The organism is Curtobacterium sp. PhB146 (assembly GCF_004342995.1).
Lineage (GTDB): Bacteria > Actinomycetota > Actinomycetes > Actinomycetales > Microbacteriaceae > Curtobacterium.
The window spans coordinates 125,533-141,602 of the sequence record NZ_SMBN01000003.1 but is presented as its reverse complement, the minus strand read 5'-3'; the positions used below and the strand labels follow the sequence as shown (position 1 = coordinate 141,602).

Genomic DNA, 16,070 nt, shown 5'->3' with positions numbered 1-16,070 from the left:
ATGGTCGGGTCCTGTCACGGGACCCGACCATTTCTGCTCACCATGGGCGGTCTGCCGCACACCACGTCGGACGGGAGGTCCGTGGCGGCGTCGCCACGGACCTCCCGTCCGGTGCGTGGGCACGCCCACTGCGCGCGATCAGTGGATCGGGACCGGCCTGCGGTCTGTCCCGCCACAGCGACACGGTGCCGCCGATGCCGGCGGTCCGTTCCACGAAAGCGACACTCTGCCGCGAACAGTTCGCGGCAGACTGTCGCTTTCGCGAACCGCGCTGGCGGCGCCCGCGCGCGGTCAGTGGATGGGGACGGGCGCGGTGATCGGGCCGGTGCTCGGCGACGGGGAGCGCAGCGCGGCACGCCGCGTGGTGCGACGCTCGACCGAGTAGCTGAACATCGTGACGAGGACGCCGAGCAGCGCGAGGACGATGCCGAGCCAGCCCGGTGCGACGAACCCGAAGCCGGCAGCGATGACCGCACCGCCGAGTGCTGCGCCGAGCGAGTTGCCGATGTTGAACGCCGAGTGGTTGAGCGCCGCGGCGATCGTCCGGGCGTCGCCGGCGACGTCCATCAGGCGGGACTGCACCGCCGGCGGGATCGCCGACGAGGTCGCACCGAGCAGGAACGCGCCGAGCAGCATCCCCCAGAGCCACTGCGCGGTCAGCACCGTCAGCAGCAGCGCGCCGATGAGCGAGAACATGCCGAAGTAGATCGTGCGCTTCACGCTGTGGTCGGCGAGGTGTCCGCCGAGCACACCGCCGACGACCATGCCGATGCCCACGACCACCAGGACGATCGGCACGAACGACTCCGGCATGCCCGTGACGTTCTGCACGAGCGGCGAGATGTACGAGTACACGGCGAAGAACCCACCGAACCCGACGGCGCCGAGGCCCATCACGATCCAGACCTGCGGCACGCGGAAGGCGCGGAGCTCCCGGCCGATCGTCGCGTGCTCGTCACGGGCGCTCTTCGGCACGAAGGCCGCGACGGCGAGGAACGTGAGCGCGAACAGTGCGGCGACGACGCCGTAGGCGATCCGCCAGCCGGCGAGCTGGCCGACCCAGGTGATCGCGGGGACGCCGACGACGTTCGCGACCGACAGACCGAGCAGCACCATCGCGATGCCCTTGCCGCGCTTGCCCGGGCCCATCATGTCGCCCGCGACGATCGAGGCGATGCCGAAGTAGGCGCCGTGCGGCAGACCCGCCACGAACCGGGCGACGAGCACCAGTCCGAACGACGGCAGCAGCGCACTCGCAATCGTCGCGAGGACGAACCCGACGAGCAGCACGAGGATCAGGCCCTTGCGCGGGAACTTCGCCGACATCGCCGCGATGGTGGGAGCACCGACGACGACCCCGAGGGCGTAGGCGCTGACGAGCCAGCCCGCGTGCGCGATGCCGGCGTCCGGGTCGAGGCCGTACTGCTGCGGCAGCAGCGCCTGCGCGATGTTCGGCAGCAGGCCCATCGCGACGAACTCGGTCGACCCGATGGCGAAGCCGCCGAGGGCGAGCGAGATGAGCGCGGCGGTGCGACGCGCAGGCGTGAGCTGTGACATGGGGCCTGTTCTCGGACGACGTCCTGCACGGGCGGCGTCGGATCGGGGTGTCGGCTGGACGGTGTCGCCTGGGCGACGGTGGTGACGGAGGCGTCCCGCGATCGTCGCGGCGCACGTGCCGATCGGCAGCGCGGCCACGCCCGAGCGGGGTGCCGGTCCGGGTTCAGCAGCGAACGGGACGGTCCGGGTGGCGACGACCATCCGGTCCGAGCAGTGTAGACCGCTCCAAAGGCCGAACGGAAGTCGCCGTGCACGGCCGGCACGGGTCGCACCGGGCTGGCTCGGCCGTACCCGAGGAGAACCGGGTCAGGCCGCCTGACGCTCCGTGTGGGCGGGACGCGTCGACGCAGGTGCGAGATCGGGCAGCTCGTCGCGGTGCGTCCAGCCGGCGCCGCACTCGGCGCACGTGGCCCAGGCGTTCTCGCCCTGTTCGTCCGTGTCGATGACGACCGTTCGCAGGTCGCAGTCGGGGCACCAGCCGTCGTGGGTCATCACGCGCTCCTCGTCGTCTCGGGGCCACCGGATGTGGCTCGACAGGGGCCATGAGACACCCGACCACCGACATCCGCGGGAGGGCGTCGGCGTGTCGTGCGGGCCCTCGTTGTTCAATGAGCACGTGACCCTCGCCGCCACCGTGCTCGCCTCGTGCCGCGCCGGTGCGCCCGCGAACTGCGAGGACGCCACCGACCCGATGGGCATGGTCATCGTGCTCATCGCGGTGCTCGCCGGCATCGCGCTGCTGACGGTGTTCGTGGTGCTCGGGCCGGACCCCCGCCGTCGGACCCGGGCACGGCGGCGCGACAAGCGCTGAGCGCGAGCGCCGAGCGCGAGCGCCGAGCGCGAGCGCCGAGCGACAGCGCCGAACGCGAGCGCCGAGCGACAGCGCCGAACGCGAGCGCCGAGCGACAGCGCCGGCCGCTGAGCGCTACTCGCCGAGCGCAGCCTCGAGCCGCTCGAGCTTGCCGTCGATCTCGCCGGTGTGCCCCGGTCGGATGTCGGCCTTGAGCACGAGCGACACCCGCGTGCCGTAGACGCCGACGGCCTCGGTGGCACGCTTGACGACGTCCATGACCTCGTCCCACTCCCCCTCGAGCTCGGTGAACATCGACGACGTGCGGTTCGGCAGGCCGCTCTCGCGGACCACCCGCACGGCTGCGGCGACGGCGTCGTGCACGGAGCCGTCCGCCTGTTCGGAGGGACCACCGGACGGAGCAACGGAGAAGGCGACGATCATGCGTCCATCCTGCCCGCGCCCCGGCCCATCCGCACCAGCTCGACCACGGTCCACGCCAGGATCGCCACCTCGAGCACGTTCCGCAGCGTCAGCACCACGAGCATCCACGGCTGCAGCGTGAGCACCTGGTCGTAGTACGCCGGGTAGATCAGCTGCGTCAACACGGCGGTGGGGAGCGCGGCGATCGCGATCGGCACGAACCGGCGCACACTCGGCGTCCCGGCGGCCAGTCCCCACACGATCGGCACGGCGAGCCACCCGATGTACTGCGGCGACCCGACCTTGTTGGTGGCGATGAGCGTAGCGACGAACAGCAGCGCGAGCACGGGCGCGAGCTCGGCCCGACGGGCGCCACGGCGTGCGGCCCACAGCGCGAGGACGACACCGGCGACGACGACGATGGCCATCAGCGGCGTCGAGACCGCGGCCGCGGCGTGCGTGCCGGCGCCGGAGACCTCGAACGTCAGGATCTGCTGGTTGTAGAACACGGCCGCACCAGGAGCCCCGAACGCTGCCGCCCACATGAACGGCGTCGCGAGCGGTGACTCGATCTGCAGCGCTCGGCCGGTCTGCTCCCCGATGAACGACAGCAGGTACGGCGCTCCGCCCCAGAGCACGTCGACGAGCACGATGAGCGCGCTGAGCACGAGGGCACCGGCCAGCACCCCGCGGCGGTGCCCCTTGCGCAGGAGCAGCAGCACGGCGACGAGGGCGGCCGGCCAGACCTTCGTCCACGCACCGGCGGTGAACAACGCCGAGGCGACCGCCGGCCGCGAGGCGACGAAGGCCACCCCGACCAGCGCGAACACCGTCGCCACCGTGTCGATGCGACCGAGCGCGATCGGCCCGAGTGCGAGCAGGAAGGCGAGCCACCACCACACGACCCGCACGCCACGCGACGACGAGCCGTCCGCACGCGAGCCGAACGCGCCGCGCGCCCGGAACCGCCACAGGAAGGCACACGCGACGGCGTCGAGCAGCACCATCAGCAGCAGCCACCCGGAGCCGATCGACGCGATCCCACCGAGTGCTGCGGCGGCCATCGGCACGATCGCCAGGATCGGGTAGACCCACTCGCCGTCGATGCCGACCCAGAAGTCCGCGCTCCGCCCGGTCTCGATCCACCGGCTGTAGGTGATGGTGACGTCGCCGAGGGGCAGGTTCGCCGAGATCGCGGTCAGCCACCACAGCGCCGCGTGCACGGCGGCGAACGCCAGGACGAACCCGACGCGTTCGATCCACGGGTTCCCGGTCCTGCGCACCGGACGAGCGTACCGGCAGCGAGCACACCGGAACCGGCAGCGAATCCCAGGCTCCCCCAACCATGACGTGTCACCGTCTTGGTCGTGACCACCGAAACCCCGCGCGGGCGCCGCAAGGCCGTCATCTGGATCTCCGTCATCGCCGCCGTCGTCGTGCTCGGCGTCATCGGGGCGATCGTCGCGACGAACCTCTACACGAGCAACGAGAACGCGAAGGCGTCGGCGGCACCGTCCGTGGCCGCCAGCCGCGAGGCCTCCACCCTCGACGACTCCGACCTGTCCGGCGCGTGGACGGTCGGCGGCGACTCCGAGGCCGGCTACCGCCTGCACGAGGTCCTCAACGGCTCCGACGTCACCGTCACCGGCCGCACCGACAGCGTCTCCGGCAGCGCCACCGTCGACGGCACGAGCATCACGAAGGCAACGATCACGGTGCAGGTCGCCGACATCGCCACCGACTCCGACCAGCGCGACTCCTACTTCCGCGACTCCGCGATGGACACCGCCGCCTTCCCCGAGGCCACGTTCGAACTCTCCGAGCCGATCGCCGACGCGGTCCCGAGCGGCTCGGACACGACGAAGGTCACCGCTGCCGGCAAGCTCACGCTGCACGGCGTCACGAAGGACGTCACCGCCGACCTGCAGGTCGGCCTGAACGGCGACGGCGTCGACATCTCCGGCTCGATCCCGGTCACGTTCTCGGACTACGGCGTGCAGGCGCCGAGCCTCGGCTTCGTGAAGGTCGACGACTCCGGCACGGTCGAGTTCCTGGTGCACGCGACCCCCGCGAGCTGACGTCCGCGACGCGCGTCACGCCCGTGACGTGCGCGACAGGCGGACGGGAGGCCCGTGGCGGCCCCGCCACGGGCCTCCCGTCCGTCCCCTGCTCGCGTCCCAGGCCGCGCCCGCGCACGCATGCGTGCGCATGTTGCGACCTTCCACCCGTCGAACCGGTGGTGTCCCGTCGGAACATGCGCACGAACCCATTGCGTGCGCATCCTGCGACAGAACACGCGTCGATCACCTCGTGGATCGTCGGAAGGTGCACGCGCACCGACCGCTACCCGCGCGCGTCGCCGTCGACGACCAGGTCCCGCACGACCCCGGGCAGCTCGGCGATGAGCCCGGTCATCGGGAACGGCCCGCCGCCGGACGCCCGCCGCGCCGCGAGCCCGTGCACCACCGCGGCCGACGCGGCCAGGTGCGCGAGGTCCGACGGCGTCAGGGACGACCCCGCAGCCTCGACGGACCCCTGCCGCGCGGCCACGAGCGCGCCGAGCACCCCGCCGAGCACGTCCCCGGCACCGGCGGCGGCGAGCCACGGCGTCGCCGACGACGCCACCAACCGGACCGACCCGTCGGGCGTGACCACGTGCGTGCGCTCGCCCTTGAGCAGCACGACGCTGCCGGTCTGCTCGGCGGCACGGAGCGCTGCGGCGGCGGGATCCTGCTCGATCGACTCGCGGGAGACGCCGAGCAACGACGCGAGTTCGCCCGCGTGCGGGGTCAGGACGGCGAGCGGGCCGAGGTCGACGAGCGGGATCGCGCCCGCGTCGACCACGACCGGGACACCGTCGTCCGAGGCGTGCGTGAAGCCCGAGGCGGTCGTGTCGTCCAGGTCGCCGAGCGACGACGCCGAGATGCCCGAGCCGACGAGCCAGGCCTGCACCCGACCGACGCCGGCGACGGACTCGGGGCGACGCGCCAGGACGTGGTCCGACGCCCGCGACGGCCCGACGTACCGGACCATGCCGACACCGGTGTGGACCGCGGCGTCGACCCCGAGCACCGCGGCACCCGGGTACTGGTCGGAGCCGGTCGCGATGCCGAGCACCCCACGGCGGTACTTGGTGGACTCCCCCGTCGGCGCGGTGACCCACGCGGCGGCATCGGACGGCTGGACGGGCACGAAGTCGTTCACCGGCCCCACGTTACGGTGGAGCGCATGAGCCTGTTCCTGCCTGGTCGCGTGGTGGTCTTCGACTACGGCGAGGTGATCAGCCGGACGCCGCACGCGTCGCGCGATGCCCTCGTCGAGCTGACCGGGGTGCCCGCCGACGAACTGTTCCCCTTCTACCAGGAGCTCCGCCACGACCTCGACCGCGGCGACCTGTCCGTCGTGGCGTACTGGCGGGCGATCGGCGAGCGCGTCGGGCGGACCTGGAGCATCACGGACATCCACCGGTTCTGGGCCGTCGACTTCACCGGGTGGTTCGAGGTCGAGCCGGAGACCCTGGCGATCGTCGAGGAGCTGCACGACGCGGGGACCCGGGTGGCGCTGCTGTCGAACGCCGGCTTCGACTTCGGTGATCCGTACCGACGCTCCCCGATGGGCTCGCTGTTCGAGACGGTGGTGGTGAGCGCCGAGGAGCACGTCCTGAAGCCCGACGCATCCATCTACCGCGACACGTGCGCGCGTCTGGGAATCGAGCCGCAGCAGATGGTGTTCGTGGACAACAGGGCCGAGAACGCCACCGGCGCGGAAGCGATCGGGGCGGTCGGCCACCACTACACGTCGTCGGCGTCACTGCGGTCGTTCCTGACGGAACTCGCGGCCGAGCCGGCGCCCGTCCCCTGAGGAGTCCCGCGTGACGCACGCCCTGTTCGAGCCGATCACCATCCGCGACCTGACGGTCCGCAACCGCATCTGGGTCTCCCCGATGTGCCAGTACTCGGCCGAGGAGCAGGACGGCGTGCCGACCGCGTGGCACCTCGTCCACCTGGGCGGCTTCGCCAAGGGCGGTGCCGGTGCGGTGGTCGTCGAGGCCACCGGCGTGGTGCCGGAAGGCCGGATCAGCCCGCAGGACCTCGGGCTCTGGAACGACCAGCAGCGCGACGCGTTCAAGCCGATCGTCGACTTCCTGCACGCGCAGGGCGCTGCCGCCGGTGTCCAGCTCGCGCACGCCGGCCGCAAGGCGTCGACGTTCCGCCCGTGGGAGTCCACGCACGGTTCGGTCCCCGCCGACCAGGGCGGCTGGTCCACCGTCGCCCCGTCCGCCGTGGCCTTCGACGGGTACGCGGTCCCGCGCGAGCTGGAGACCGAGGACATCCGGGTCGTCGCACTGGCGTTCGCGCAGTCCGCTCGCCGCGCCGTCGAGGCCGGGTTCGACCTGGTCGAGATCCACGCCGCCCACGGGTACCTGCTGCACCAGTTCCTCTCGCCGCTGAGCAACCACCGCACGGACCAGTACGGCGGGTCGCTCGAGAACCGCGCCCGGGCACTGCTCGAGGTCCTCGACGCCGTCCGTGCCGAGGTCGGCGAGGGTTTCCCGATCGTCGTGCGGTTCTCGGCGACCGACTGGGTGGACGGCGGGCTCACGCTCGACGAGACCACGGAGGTCGCTCGGTGGGCTGCGGAGCACGGCGCGGACCTGGCTGACGTCTCGACCGGCGGCAACGTCGCGAGCGCTCCGATCCCGGTCGGCCCCGGCTACCAGGTGCCGCACGCCGCGGCGATCAAGCGCGACGCCGGCATCGGCACCATCGCGGTCGGCATGATCTCCGAGGGCTTCCAGGCCGAGCAGATCGTCGCGACCGGACAGGCCGACGTGGTGATGGTGGGCCGCGAGTTCCTGCGCGACCCGGGCTTCCCGCTGCGTGTGGCCGTCGAGCTCGGCGTGACCGTCGACTACGAGCCGCAGCAGTACCACCGCGCGCGGGTCACGGCGTAGACGCGCGGCCTTCCTGAACGGATTCTCGGTCGGCCCCTCGGGCAGGCAGTACGATTGGCAGCACTGTGGACGATCCCCCGAATAGTTCTTCGCCTCACTCATCCGCCGCTCACTCGGTGAGCTGCACGTCATCCCCGTGCGCGGACGGGGGTGAATCATGAGTCCGATCGACATCGTCATGCTCGTCGGCGGCATCCTGCTGACACTCGGCACCGGCGTCTTCGTCGCGTCCGAGTTCGCGCTGGTCAACCTCGACCGCGCCGACGTCGAAGCGCGTCGCGACCGCGGTGAGCCGGGCCTGGCACCCGTCATCGGGGCGTTGAAGGTCACCTCGACGCACCTGTCCAGTGCGCAGCTCGGCATCACGCTGACCACGCTGCTCACCGGCTACCTGCTCGAGCCGTCCATCGCGAAGCTGCTCGAAGCGCCGTTCCTGGCGATGAACCTGCCCGAGGGCATCGTCGAGACCGTCGGATCGATCATCGCGCTCGTCATCGCGACCCTGCTGTCGATGATCCTCGGCGAGCTCGTGCCGAAGAACTTCGCGCTCGCGCTGCCGCTGCAGACCGCGAAGCTCGTCGTGCCGTTGCAGATCGCCTTCACGACGGTGTTCAAGCCGGCGGTCGCGGTGCTCAACGGCACCGCGAACGCCGTGCTGCGGTCGATCGGCATCGAGCCGCAGGAGGAACTGTCCGGTGCTCGCAGCGCCGAAGAGCTCACCTCGCTGCTCCGCCGTTCGGCGTCCGAGGGGTCGCTCGAACAGGACACCGCGACGCTCCTCCAGCGGACGATCTCGTTCTCGGAGCTCAGCGCCAGCGACGTCATGACACCACGCCCGCGGCTCTCCACCATCCGGGTGTCCGAGTCCGCGCAGGACGTCATCGCCCTCGCACGCAAGACCGGCTTCAGCCGCTTCCCCGTCATCGAGGAGGACGCGGACGACGTCGTCGGCATCGTGCACGTGAAGCAGGCCGTCGCCGTCCCCCGCGAGAAGCGCCCGGAGGTCCCCGTCGGGGCACTCATGACCGATGCCGAACGCGTGCCCGAGACGATGCCGGGCGACACCCTGCTCGCCGAGGTCCGCGGCCGCGGCTACCAGATGGTCATCGTGGTCGACGAGTACGGCGGCACCGCCGGGGTCGTCACGCTCGAGGACCTCATCGAGGAGATCGTCGGCGAGGTCTCCGACGAGCACGACCGCGCGCGCATCGACGTGGTCCGCTCCCGCGACTGGCTGACCTTCCCCGGTCTCCTGCGTCCCGACGAGCTCGAGGACCGCGCCGGCGTGAAGGTGCCGGAGGACGGCCCCTACGAGACCGTCGGCGGCTTCCTCATGTCGACGCTCGGCCGTCTGCCCGTCGTCGGTGACGAGGTCCCGCTCGACAGCGGTGTCTTCCGGGTCGAACGTCTGGACGGCCGCCGGATCGACCGCATCCGCTGGACCCCGACGCCCCCGCCGACGGACACCGCGGCGACCGCCATCATCATCCCCGCCACGAAGACCGGCACCAAGACCGCGAAGCGGTCCGAGACGAAGGAGAGCACCCGATGAGCTCCGACTGGTGGGGGATCTTCTGGCTCTTCGTGCTGCTGCTCGGCAACGCGTACTTCGTCGCCGCCGAGTTCGCCGTCATCTCCGCCCGCCGCTCCCAGATCGAACCGCGCGCAGAAGAAGGCTCGAAGGCCGCGCAGATGACCCTGTGGGCCATGGAGCACGCCACTCGCATGCTCGCGACCACGCAGCTCGGCATCACGGTCTGCTCGCTGCTCATCCTGAACGTCTCCGAGCCGGCGATCCACCACCTGCTCGAGGTGCCGCTGCACCTGACGGGCTGGAGCGTCGAGGTCATCGGCACCGTGGCGTTCGTGGTCACGCTGCTGCTCGTCTCGTTCCTGCACGTGGTGTTCGGCGAGATGGTCCCGAAGAACATCTCGTTCTCGATGCCGGACCGGGCAGCACTGCTGCTCGTGCCGACGCTCTGGTACATCGGCCACGGCCTGCACTGGGTCATCGTCGGCCTGAACGAGGTCGCGAACGCCGTGCTGCGCCTGTTCCGCGTCGAGCCCAAGGACGAAGCCGTCAGCGCCTTCACGGTGGAAGAGGTGCAGACCATCGTGGAGCAGTCCCGCCGCGACGGCACCCTGACCGACGACGGCAAGCTCGCCCTGGCGTTCGAGTTCACGGAGAAGAAGGTCCGCGACGTCGCCGTGCCGATGGCCGAGCTCGTCACCCTGCCCGAGGACGCCACCCCGGCGGACGTCGAGCGTGCGGTGGCGCAGCGCGGGTTCTCGCGGTACGTGCTCGTCGGCGAGGACGGCTCCCCCACGGGCTACGTGCACGTGAAGGACGTCATCGACCTGCGGCCGGACGAGTTCGACGACCCGGTGCCGCCGAAGCGCATCCGCCAGCTCATCTCGCTCTACACGGAGATGGATCTGGAGGACGCCCTGGCCACCATGCGGGCTGCGGGCCGCCACGTCGCGCGGGCGTTCGACGCCGACGGCCGGACCCTCGGCGTGCTCTTCCTCGAGGACATCCTCGAGGAGCTCGTCGGCGAGGTCGAGGACGCGACCCGACGCCGGTAGCCACACCGCCAGTCCCGCCAGTTCCGCCAAAGCGACAGATCCCCGCGCACGTTCCGCAGGGATCTGTCGCTTTCGCGATGGCGGACGGGAGGCCCGTGGCAACGCAGCCACGGGCCTCCCGTCCGCCCCGCGGCCGGCCGTGAGACTCGGCGTGAGCGACCGATCTCACGGTTGGCGCTACAGATTCGGTCGGCCAGCCCGAGACTCGGTGCCGCCAGTCCCGCCAAAGCGACAGATTCCCGCGAACGTTCCGCAGGGAACTGTCGCTTTCGCGATGGCGGACGGGAGGCCCGTGGCGGTCTCGCCACGGGCCTCCCGTCCGTCCCTGGTCGCGACCAGGGCCGCACCCGCCTTCGCGCGCTACCAGCTGACGGGGAGCGGCTTGCCCTCTTCGTAGCCGGCGGCGGACTGGATGCCGACCAGAGCGCGCTCGGAGAACTCGGCGAGCGACGACGCGCCGGCGTACGTGGCGGAGCTCCGGACGCCCGTGGTGATCATGTCGAGCAGGTCCTCGACGCTCGGACGCTCCGGGTCGAGGTAGATCGTCGACGACGAGATCCCCTCGGCGAAGAGCTCCTTGCGGGCCCGCTCGTACGGGTCGAGCCGCTCGAAGCGCTCGCGGACGGCCTTCGCCGACGCCATCCCCCAGCTCTCCTTGTAGGCCTTGCCGGCGGCGTCGCGACGGAGCACGCCCGGCGCTTCGAGGGTTCCGGCGAACCACGAGCCGATCATCACGGCCGAGGCGCCAGCCGCCAGGGCGAGGGCGACGTCGCGGGGGTACCGGACCCCGCCGTCGGCCCAGACGTGCGCGCCGAGGGACCGTGCGGCGGCGGCGGTCTCGAGGACGGCGGAGAACTGCGGCCGACCGACGGCGGTCATCATGCGCGTGGTGCACATGGCGCCGGGTCCGACACCGACCTTGATGATGTCCGCACCCGCGTCGACGAGGTGGGCCACGGCGTCGGCGGTGACGACGTTGCCGGCGACGAGCGGGATGCCGAGCCGGAGCCCCGCGACGGTGCGGAGCGCGCGGAGCATGCTCTCCTGGTGGCCGTGCGCCGTGTCGAGCACGAGCACGTCGACCCCGGCGGCGGCGAGGGCCTGCGCCTTGGCGGCGACGTCGCCGTTGATGCCGATCGCGGCGGCGACGCGCAAACGACCCGACGCGTCGACGGCCGGTGTGTAGATGTCCGAGCGGATGGCGCTGGTCCGGCTCGTGGTGCCGACGACCTTGCCGTGCCGCACGACGGGTGCGAAGTCGACCTCGGCGCCGCTCAGGACGTCGTAGACGTGGCGGGGCGTGCCGGCGTCCTCGGCGTCGATCGCGGTCGAGGCGCCGTGCAGCAGGTCGCCGAGCGTCGCGTCGGGACCGGCGTCGCCGAGCCGGCTGGCGGGGACGCACCCGAGGTACTCCCCGGCGGCGTCGCGGACCACCACGCCCCGACCGGCGACGGGCAGCAGCTGCTCGAGCGCCTCGGCGACGGTGGTGGACGAGCCCATGTCGTAGGCGGTGTCGTAGTCGACCGGCTGGTCCTTCACCCAGCGGATCGCGGCGTCGAGGTCCTGCAGGTGCATGTCCTGCGGCAGGACGCCGAGGCCCCCGCGCCGGGCCAGGGTCGCGGCGAGGCGCGGCCCCGTGACCGAGTTCATGTTGGCGCTCACGATCGGGATCGTCGCACCGCTGCCGTCGTTCGACGCGAGGTCGACGTCGAAGCGGCTCGTCACGCCGGATCGGCTCGGGACGAGGAAGACGTCGGAGTAGGTCAGGTCGTGTGTCGGCCGCGTCTCGTAGAACCTCATGGGCCCCACTGTACGGCTCCGCCCGGAGGCCGGACCGGGCCCCGACTCGCGCCGCGGCTGACACCGAACGGACATGTGCGAGCGGCTAGGCTTGGCACCTGTGCGGGGCAGGGTTGCACCGCACGACACACACGAGCATCTATCGACGGAGAGTGGGCGATCGGCTGTGTCGAGCCATCTGACCGGAACGGACGAGACCGCGGGCGAATTCGGGGCGAACGAGTGGCTCGTCGACGAGCTCTACGAGCAGTTCGTCGCGGACAAGGAGTCGGTCGACAAGTCCTGGTGGCCGGTCCTCGAGAGCTACCACCGCACGCAGGTCGGCGGCGCTCCGGCAGCTGACCAGCAGTCCTCGACGCCCGCGCAGTCGACCACGCAGCAGCCCGCGACCGGCGACGCGCCGGCCCCGCAGCAGCAGGCAGCGCAGGGTGGTCCGATCCAGGCGAAGACCACGTCGCGCCAGCCGACCCCGCCGCCGATCCCGGCCGAGGCCAACGACGCCGCCGACGACCACGAGGAGACCCACGAGGACGTGGCGACCCCGCTCCGGGGCATGGCGAAGACCCTGGCGTCGAACATGGACGCCTCGCTGACCGTCCCGACGGCCACGAGCGTCCGGACGATCCCGGCGAAGCTGATGATCGACAACCGGATCGTCATCAACAACCACCTGCGCCGCGCCCGCGGCGGCAAGATCTCCTTCACCCACCTCATCGGGTGGGCGATGGTGCAGGCACTGAAAGACTTCCCGAGCCAGAACGTGTTCTACGAGGAGCGCGACGGCAAGCCGTTCGTCGTCGCCCCGGCGCACGTGGGCCTCGGCATCGCGATCGACGTCCCGAAGAAGGACGGCACCCGATCGCTCCTCGTGCCGAGCATCAAGCGTGCGGAGACCCTGACCTTCGGCCAGTTCCTGTCGGCCTACGAAGACCTGGTCAAGCGGGCCCGCGACAACAAGCTGACGCCGGCCGACTTCCAGGGCACCACGATCTCGCTCACGAACCCGGGCGGCATCGGCACCGTGCACTCGGTCCCCCGCCTGACCAAGGGGCAGGGCTCGATCATCGGCGCCGGCGCCCTCGAGTACCCGGCGCAGTTCCAGGGCTCGGCGTCGAAGACCCTCGTCGAGCTCGGCATCGGCAAGACCATCACCCTGACGAGCACCTACGACCACCGGGTGATCCAGGGCGCCGGCTCGGGCGAATACCTCAAGCACGTGCACGAACGCCTCATCGGCGAGCACGGCTTCTACGACGGCATCTTCGCGGCGCTCCGGATCCCCTACAAGCCGATCCAGTGGGCGAACGACATCAACGTCGACCTGGCGCACCGGGTCAACAAGACGGCTCGCGTGCAGGAGCTCATCAACAGCTACCGCGTCCGCGGGCACCTGATGGCCGACATCGACCCGCTCGAGTACCGCCAGCGCACGCACCCCGACCTCGAGATCGAGAGCCACGGGCTGACGTTCTGGGACCTCGACCGCGAGTTCGTCACCGGCGGGCTGGCCGGCACGACCAGTGCTCCGCTGCGCGACGTCCTCGGGATCCTGCGCGACGCCTACTGCCGCACCGTCGGCATCGAGTACATGCACATCCAGGACCCGGAGCAGCGCCGCTGGGTGCAGGAACGCATCGAGGTCCCGTACTCGAAGCCGTCGAAGGACGAGCAGCTCCGCGTCCTCGGCAAGCTCAACGAGGCCGAGGCGTTCGAGACCTTCCTGCAGACCAAGTACGTCGGGCAGAAGCGCTTCTCGCTCGAGGGCGGCGAGTCCACCATCGCGTTCCTCGACACGCTCATCCAGCACGCTGCCGGTGTCGGCCTGGCCGAGGTCGCGATCGGCATGGCCCACCGCGGTCGCCTGAACGTCCTGACGAACATCGCCGGCAAGACCTACGGCCAGATCTTCCGTGAGTTCGAGGGCTCGTCCCTGCCGGGCTCGGTGTCCGGTCAGGGTTCCGGCGACGTGAAGTACCACGTCGGCACCGAGGGGCTGTTCCGCACCTCGGACGGCTCGAGCATCCCCGTGACGATCGCGGCGAACCCGTCCCACCTCGAGGCCGTCGACGGCGTGCTCGAGGGCATCGTCCGGGCCAAGCAGGACAAGCAGGGCCCCGGTTCGACGAACGTCCTACCGGTGCTCGTGCACGGCGACGCGGCGATGGCCGGTCAGGGCGTGGTCGTCGAGACGCTGCAGATGTCGCAGCTCCGCGGCTACCGCACGGGCGGCACCGTGCACCTGGTCATCAACAACCAGGTCGGGTTCACCACCCCGCCCGAGTCGGCGCGCAGCTCGGTGTACTCCACCGACGTCGCCAAGACGATCCAGGCGCCGATCTTCCACGTGAACGGCGACGACCCCGAAGCCGTCGCACGCGTCGCCGACCTGGCGTTCGCGTACCGCGAGGCGTTCCACCGTGACGTCGTCATCGACCTCATCTGCTACCGCCGCCGCGGGCACAACGAGGGCGACGACCCCTCGATGACCCAGCCGCTCATGTACAACCTGATCGAGGCGAAGCGGTCCGTCCGCACGCTGTACACCGAGGCCCTCGTCGGCCGCGGGGACATCACGCAGGAAGAGTACGACGAGGCGCACCGCGACTTCCAGGACCGCCTCGAGCGTGCCTTCGCCGAGACGCACGAGGCGCAGACCGGCACCATCCCGGTGATCCAGGTCGACGACGACGGTGCCGTGCAGGGGCTCGAACGCCCGGCGGCGCAGCAGGACGACTCCGAGGTCGAGGTCCGCGAGACCGCGGTGTCGGAAGAGCTCGTCCGCTCCATCGGTGACGCGCACAGCAACCCGCCCGCTGGCTTCTCGATCCACCCGAAGCTGCAGCAGCTGCTGTCGAAGCGCACCGACATGACGCGCAACGGCGGCGTGGACTGGGCGATGGCCGAGCTCATGGCGATCGGTTCGCTGCTGGTGGAAGGCAAGCCCGTCCGGTTCGCCGGCCAGGACGCCCGCCGCGGCACCTTCGTCCAGCGCCAGGCGGTGTTCCACGACCGGTCGAACGGCCAGGAGTGGCTGCCGCTGTCGAACCTCACCGAGGACCAGGCCCGGTTCACCATCTACGACTCGCTGCTCAGCGAGTACGCGGCGATGGCGTTCGAGTACGGCTACTCGGTCGAGCGGCCCGAGGCACTCGTGCTGTGGGAGGCGCAGTTCGGCGACTTCGCGAACGGCGCCCAGACCGTCATCGACGAGTTCATCTCGTCCGCCGAGCAGAAGTGGGGGCAGCGCTCCGGCCTCGTCCTGCTGCTGCCGCACGGCTACGAGGGCCAGGGACCGGACCACTCGTCCGCCCGCATCGAGCGCTACCTGCAGCTGTGCGCCGAGGACAACATGGTCGTCGCCCGCCCGTCCACTCCGGCGTCGTACTTCCACCTGCTGCGCCGCCAGGCGTGGGAGCGTCCGCAGAAGCCGCTGATCGTGTTCTCCCCGAAGGCCATGCTCCGCCTGCGCCAGGCGACGAGCGCGGTCGAGGCCTTCACGAACGGCACCTTCCAGGAAGTGATCGACGACGACCGTCTGCGCTCATCCGACCACCCCGACAAGGCGGCGGTGCGTCGGGTGGTCCTGCACTCCGGCAAGGTGCACCACGACCTGCGCGCCGAGGCGGACAAGCGCGGGGTCACCGACGTCGCCCTCGTCCGGCTCGAGCAGCTCGCGCCGCTCCCCCTCGAGCGCATCCTCGAGGTGTTGGCCGGCTACCCGGACGCCGACGTCGTGTGGGCGCAGGAGGAGCCGGAGAACCAGGGCGCCTGGCCGTTCGTCTGCATGAACCTGTCGCCGCACCTCGACGGTCGGCCGCTGTCGGTCGCCGCCCGTGCCGCGAGTGCCGCGCCGGCCACCGGCTCGTCGAAGCGCTCCGCACAGGAAGCCACCGAGGTCATCGAGAAGGCGTTGAACGCGTCGGCCTGAGCGTCAGGAAGCGCCCCGCGCGGGAGTCCGAG

13 protein-coding genes are annotated in these 16,070 nt (G+C 71.1%); 7 read left to right on the top strand and 6 right to left on the bottom strand.

Features of this window, described 5'->3' with window-relative positions; genetic code table 11:
• Window positions 1-291: 291 nt before the first annotated feature.
• Together EDF33_RS12805 and EDF33_RS12800 are read right to left on the bottom strand one after the other, a co-directional pair.
• Window positions 292-1,557 carry an MFS transporter gene (locus tag EDF33_RS12805; protein WP_123339800.1) on the bottom strand — a complete coding sequence of 422 codons (1,266 nt, stop codon included), beginning with the start codon at window positions 1,555-1,557 and terminating at the stop codon, window positions 292-294.
• Window positions 1,558-1,863: 306 nt separating this feature from the next.
• Window positions 1,864-2,049: a hypothetical protein gene (locus tag EDF33_RS12800; RefSeq protein WP_131919968.1), complete on the bottom strand. Its 186-nt coding sequence runs from the start codon at window positions 2,047-2,049 to the stop codon at window positions 1,864-1,866.
• Window positions 2,050-2,173: 124 nt separating this feature from the next.
• Here EDF33_RS12800 and EDF33_RS12795 point away from each other — a divergent pair, with 124 nt between their 5' ends.
• Window positions 2,174-2,368: a hypothetical protein gene (locus EDF33_RS12795; RefSeq protein ID WP_132100237.1), complete on the top strand. Its 195-nt coding sequence runs from the start codon at window positions 2,174-2,176 to the stop codon at window positions 2,366-2,368.
• A gap of 114 nt (window positions 2,369-2,482) precedes the next feature.
• On the opposite strand, the gene EDF33_RS12790 is transcribed toward EDF33_RS12795, so the two are convergent.
• Window positions 2,483-2,791: a thiamine-binding protein gene (locus EDF33_RS12790; protein ID WP_123294222.1), complete on the bottom strand. Its 309-nt coding sequence runs from the start codon at window positions 2,789-2,791 to the stop codon at window positions 2,483-2,485.
• Window positions 2,788-4,053 (bottom strand): glycosyltransferase 87 family protein, encoded by a 1,266-nt coding sequence (locus EDF33_RS12785; protein WP_132100236.1) that lies wholly within the window; start codon window positions 4,051-4,053, stop codon window positions 2,788-2,790. Before EDF33_RS12785 ends, EDF33_RS12790 begins: the two co-directional genes overlap by 4 nt.
• An 84-nt stretch (window positions 4,054-4,137) precedes the next feature.
• Between EDF33_RS12785 and EDF33_RS12780 the strand changes: the two genes are divergently transcribed.
• Window positions 4,138-4,848, top strand: coding sequence for a YceI family protein (locus EDF33_RS12780; protein WP_207906694.1), 711 nt, complete (start codon window positions 4,138-4,140; stop codon window positions 4,846-4,848).
• 265 nt (window positions 4,849-5,113) lie between these two features.
• Here EDF33_RS12780 and EDF33_RS12775 read toward each other — a convergent pair whose 3' ends face one another.
• Complete coding sequence (locus tag EDF33_RS12775) at window positions 5,114-5,974, bottom strand: ADP/ATP-dependent (S)-NAD(P)H-hydrate dehydratase (RefSeq protein ID WP_132100235.1); 861 nt, start codon at window positions 5,972-5,974, stop codon at window positions 5,114-5,116.
• 24 nt (window positions 5,975-5,998) lie between these two features.
• Between EDF33_RS12775 and EDF33_RS12770 the strand changes: the two genes are divergently transcribed.
• The 4 genes from EDF33_RS12770 to EDF33_RS12755 all read left to right on the top strand — a co-directional run bounded on the left by EDF33_RS12770 (window position 5,999) and on the right by EDF33_RS12755 (window position 10,310).
• The gene (locus EDF33_RS12770; protein ID WP_132100234.1) at window positions 5,999-6,631 is read left to right on the top strand and encodes an HAD family phosphatase; all 633 of its coding nucleotides are present in this window, start codon (window positions 5,999-6,001) and stop codon (window positions 6,629-6,631) included.
• A gap of 10 nt (window positions 6,632-6,641) precedes the next feature.
• Window positions 6,642-7,724: an NADH:flavin oxidoreductase/NADH oxidase gene (locus EDF33_RS12765; RefSeq protein WP_132100233.1), complete on the top strand. Its 1,083-nt coding sequence runs from the start codon at window positions 6,642-6,644 to the stop codon at window positions 7,722-7,724.
• 157 nt (window positions 7,725-7,881) lie between these two features.
• Window positions 7,882-9,276: a hemolysin family protein gene (locus EDF33_RS12760; RefSeq protein ID WP_123294217.1), complete on the top strand. Its 1,395-nt coding sequence runs from the start codon at window positions 7,882-7,884 to the stop codon at window positions 9,274-9,276.
• Window positions 9,273-10,310 carry a hemolysin family protein gene (locus EDF33_RS12755; protein ID WP_132100232.1) on the top strand — a complete coding sequence of 346 codons (1,038 nt, stop codon included), beginning with the start codon at window positions 9,273-9,275 and terminating at the stop codon, window positions 10,308-10,310. The genes EDF33_RS12760 and EDF33_RS12755 overlap by 4 nt, the downstream gene beginning before the upstream one ends.
• A gap of 360 nt (window positions 10,311-10,670) precedes the next feature.
• On the opposite strand, the gene EDF33_RS12750 is transcribed toward EDF33_RS12755, so the two are convergent.
• The gene (locus tag EDF33_RS12750; protein ID WP_132100231.1) at window positions 10,671-12,110 is read right to left on the bottom strand and encodes a GuaB1 family IMP dehydrogenase-related protein; all 1,440 of its coding nucleotides are present in this window, start codon (window positions 12,108-12,110) and stop codon (window positions 10,671-10,673) included.
• A 166-nt stretch (window positions 12,111-12,276) separates the two neighbouring features.
• Here EDF33_RS12750 and EDF33_RS12745 point away from each other — a divergent pair, with 166 nt between their 5' ends.
• Window positions 12,277-16,038 carry a multifunctional oxoglutarate decarboxylase/oxoglutarate dehydrogenase thiamine pyrophosphate-binding subunit/dihydrolipoyllysine-residue succinyltransferase subunit gene (locus EDF33_RS12745; RefSeq protein ID WP_207906693.1) on the top strand — a complete coding sequence of 1,254 codons (3,762 nt, stop codon included), beginning with the start codon at window positions 12,277-12,279 and terminating at the stop codon, window positions 16,036-16,038.
• Window positions 16,039-16,070 lie beyond the last annotated feature (32 nt).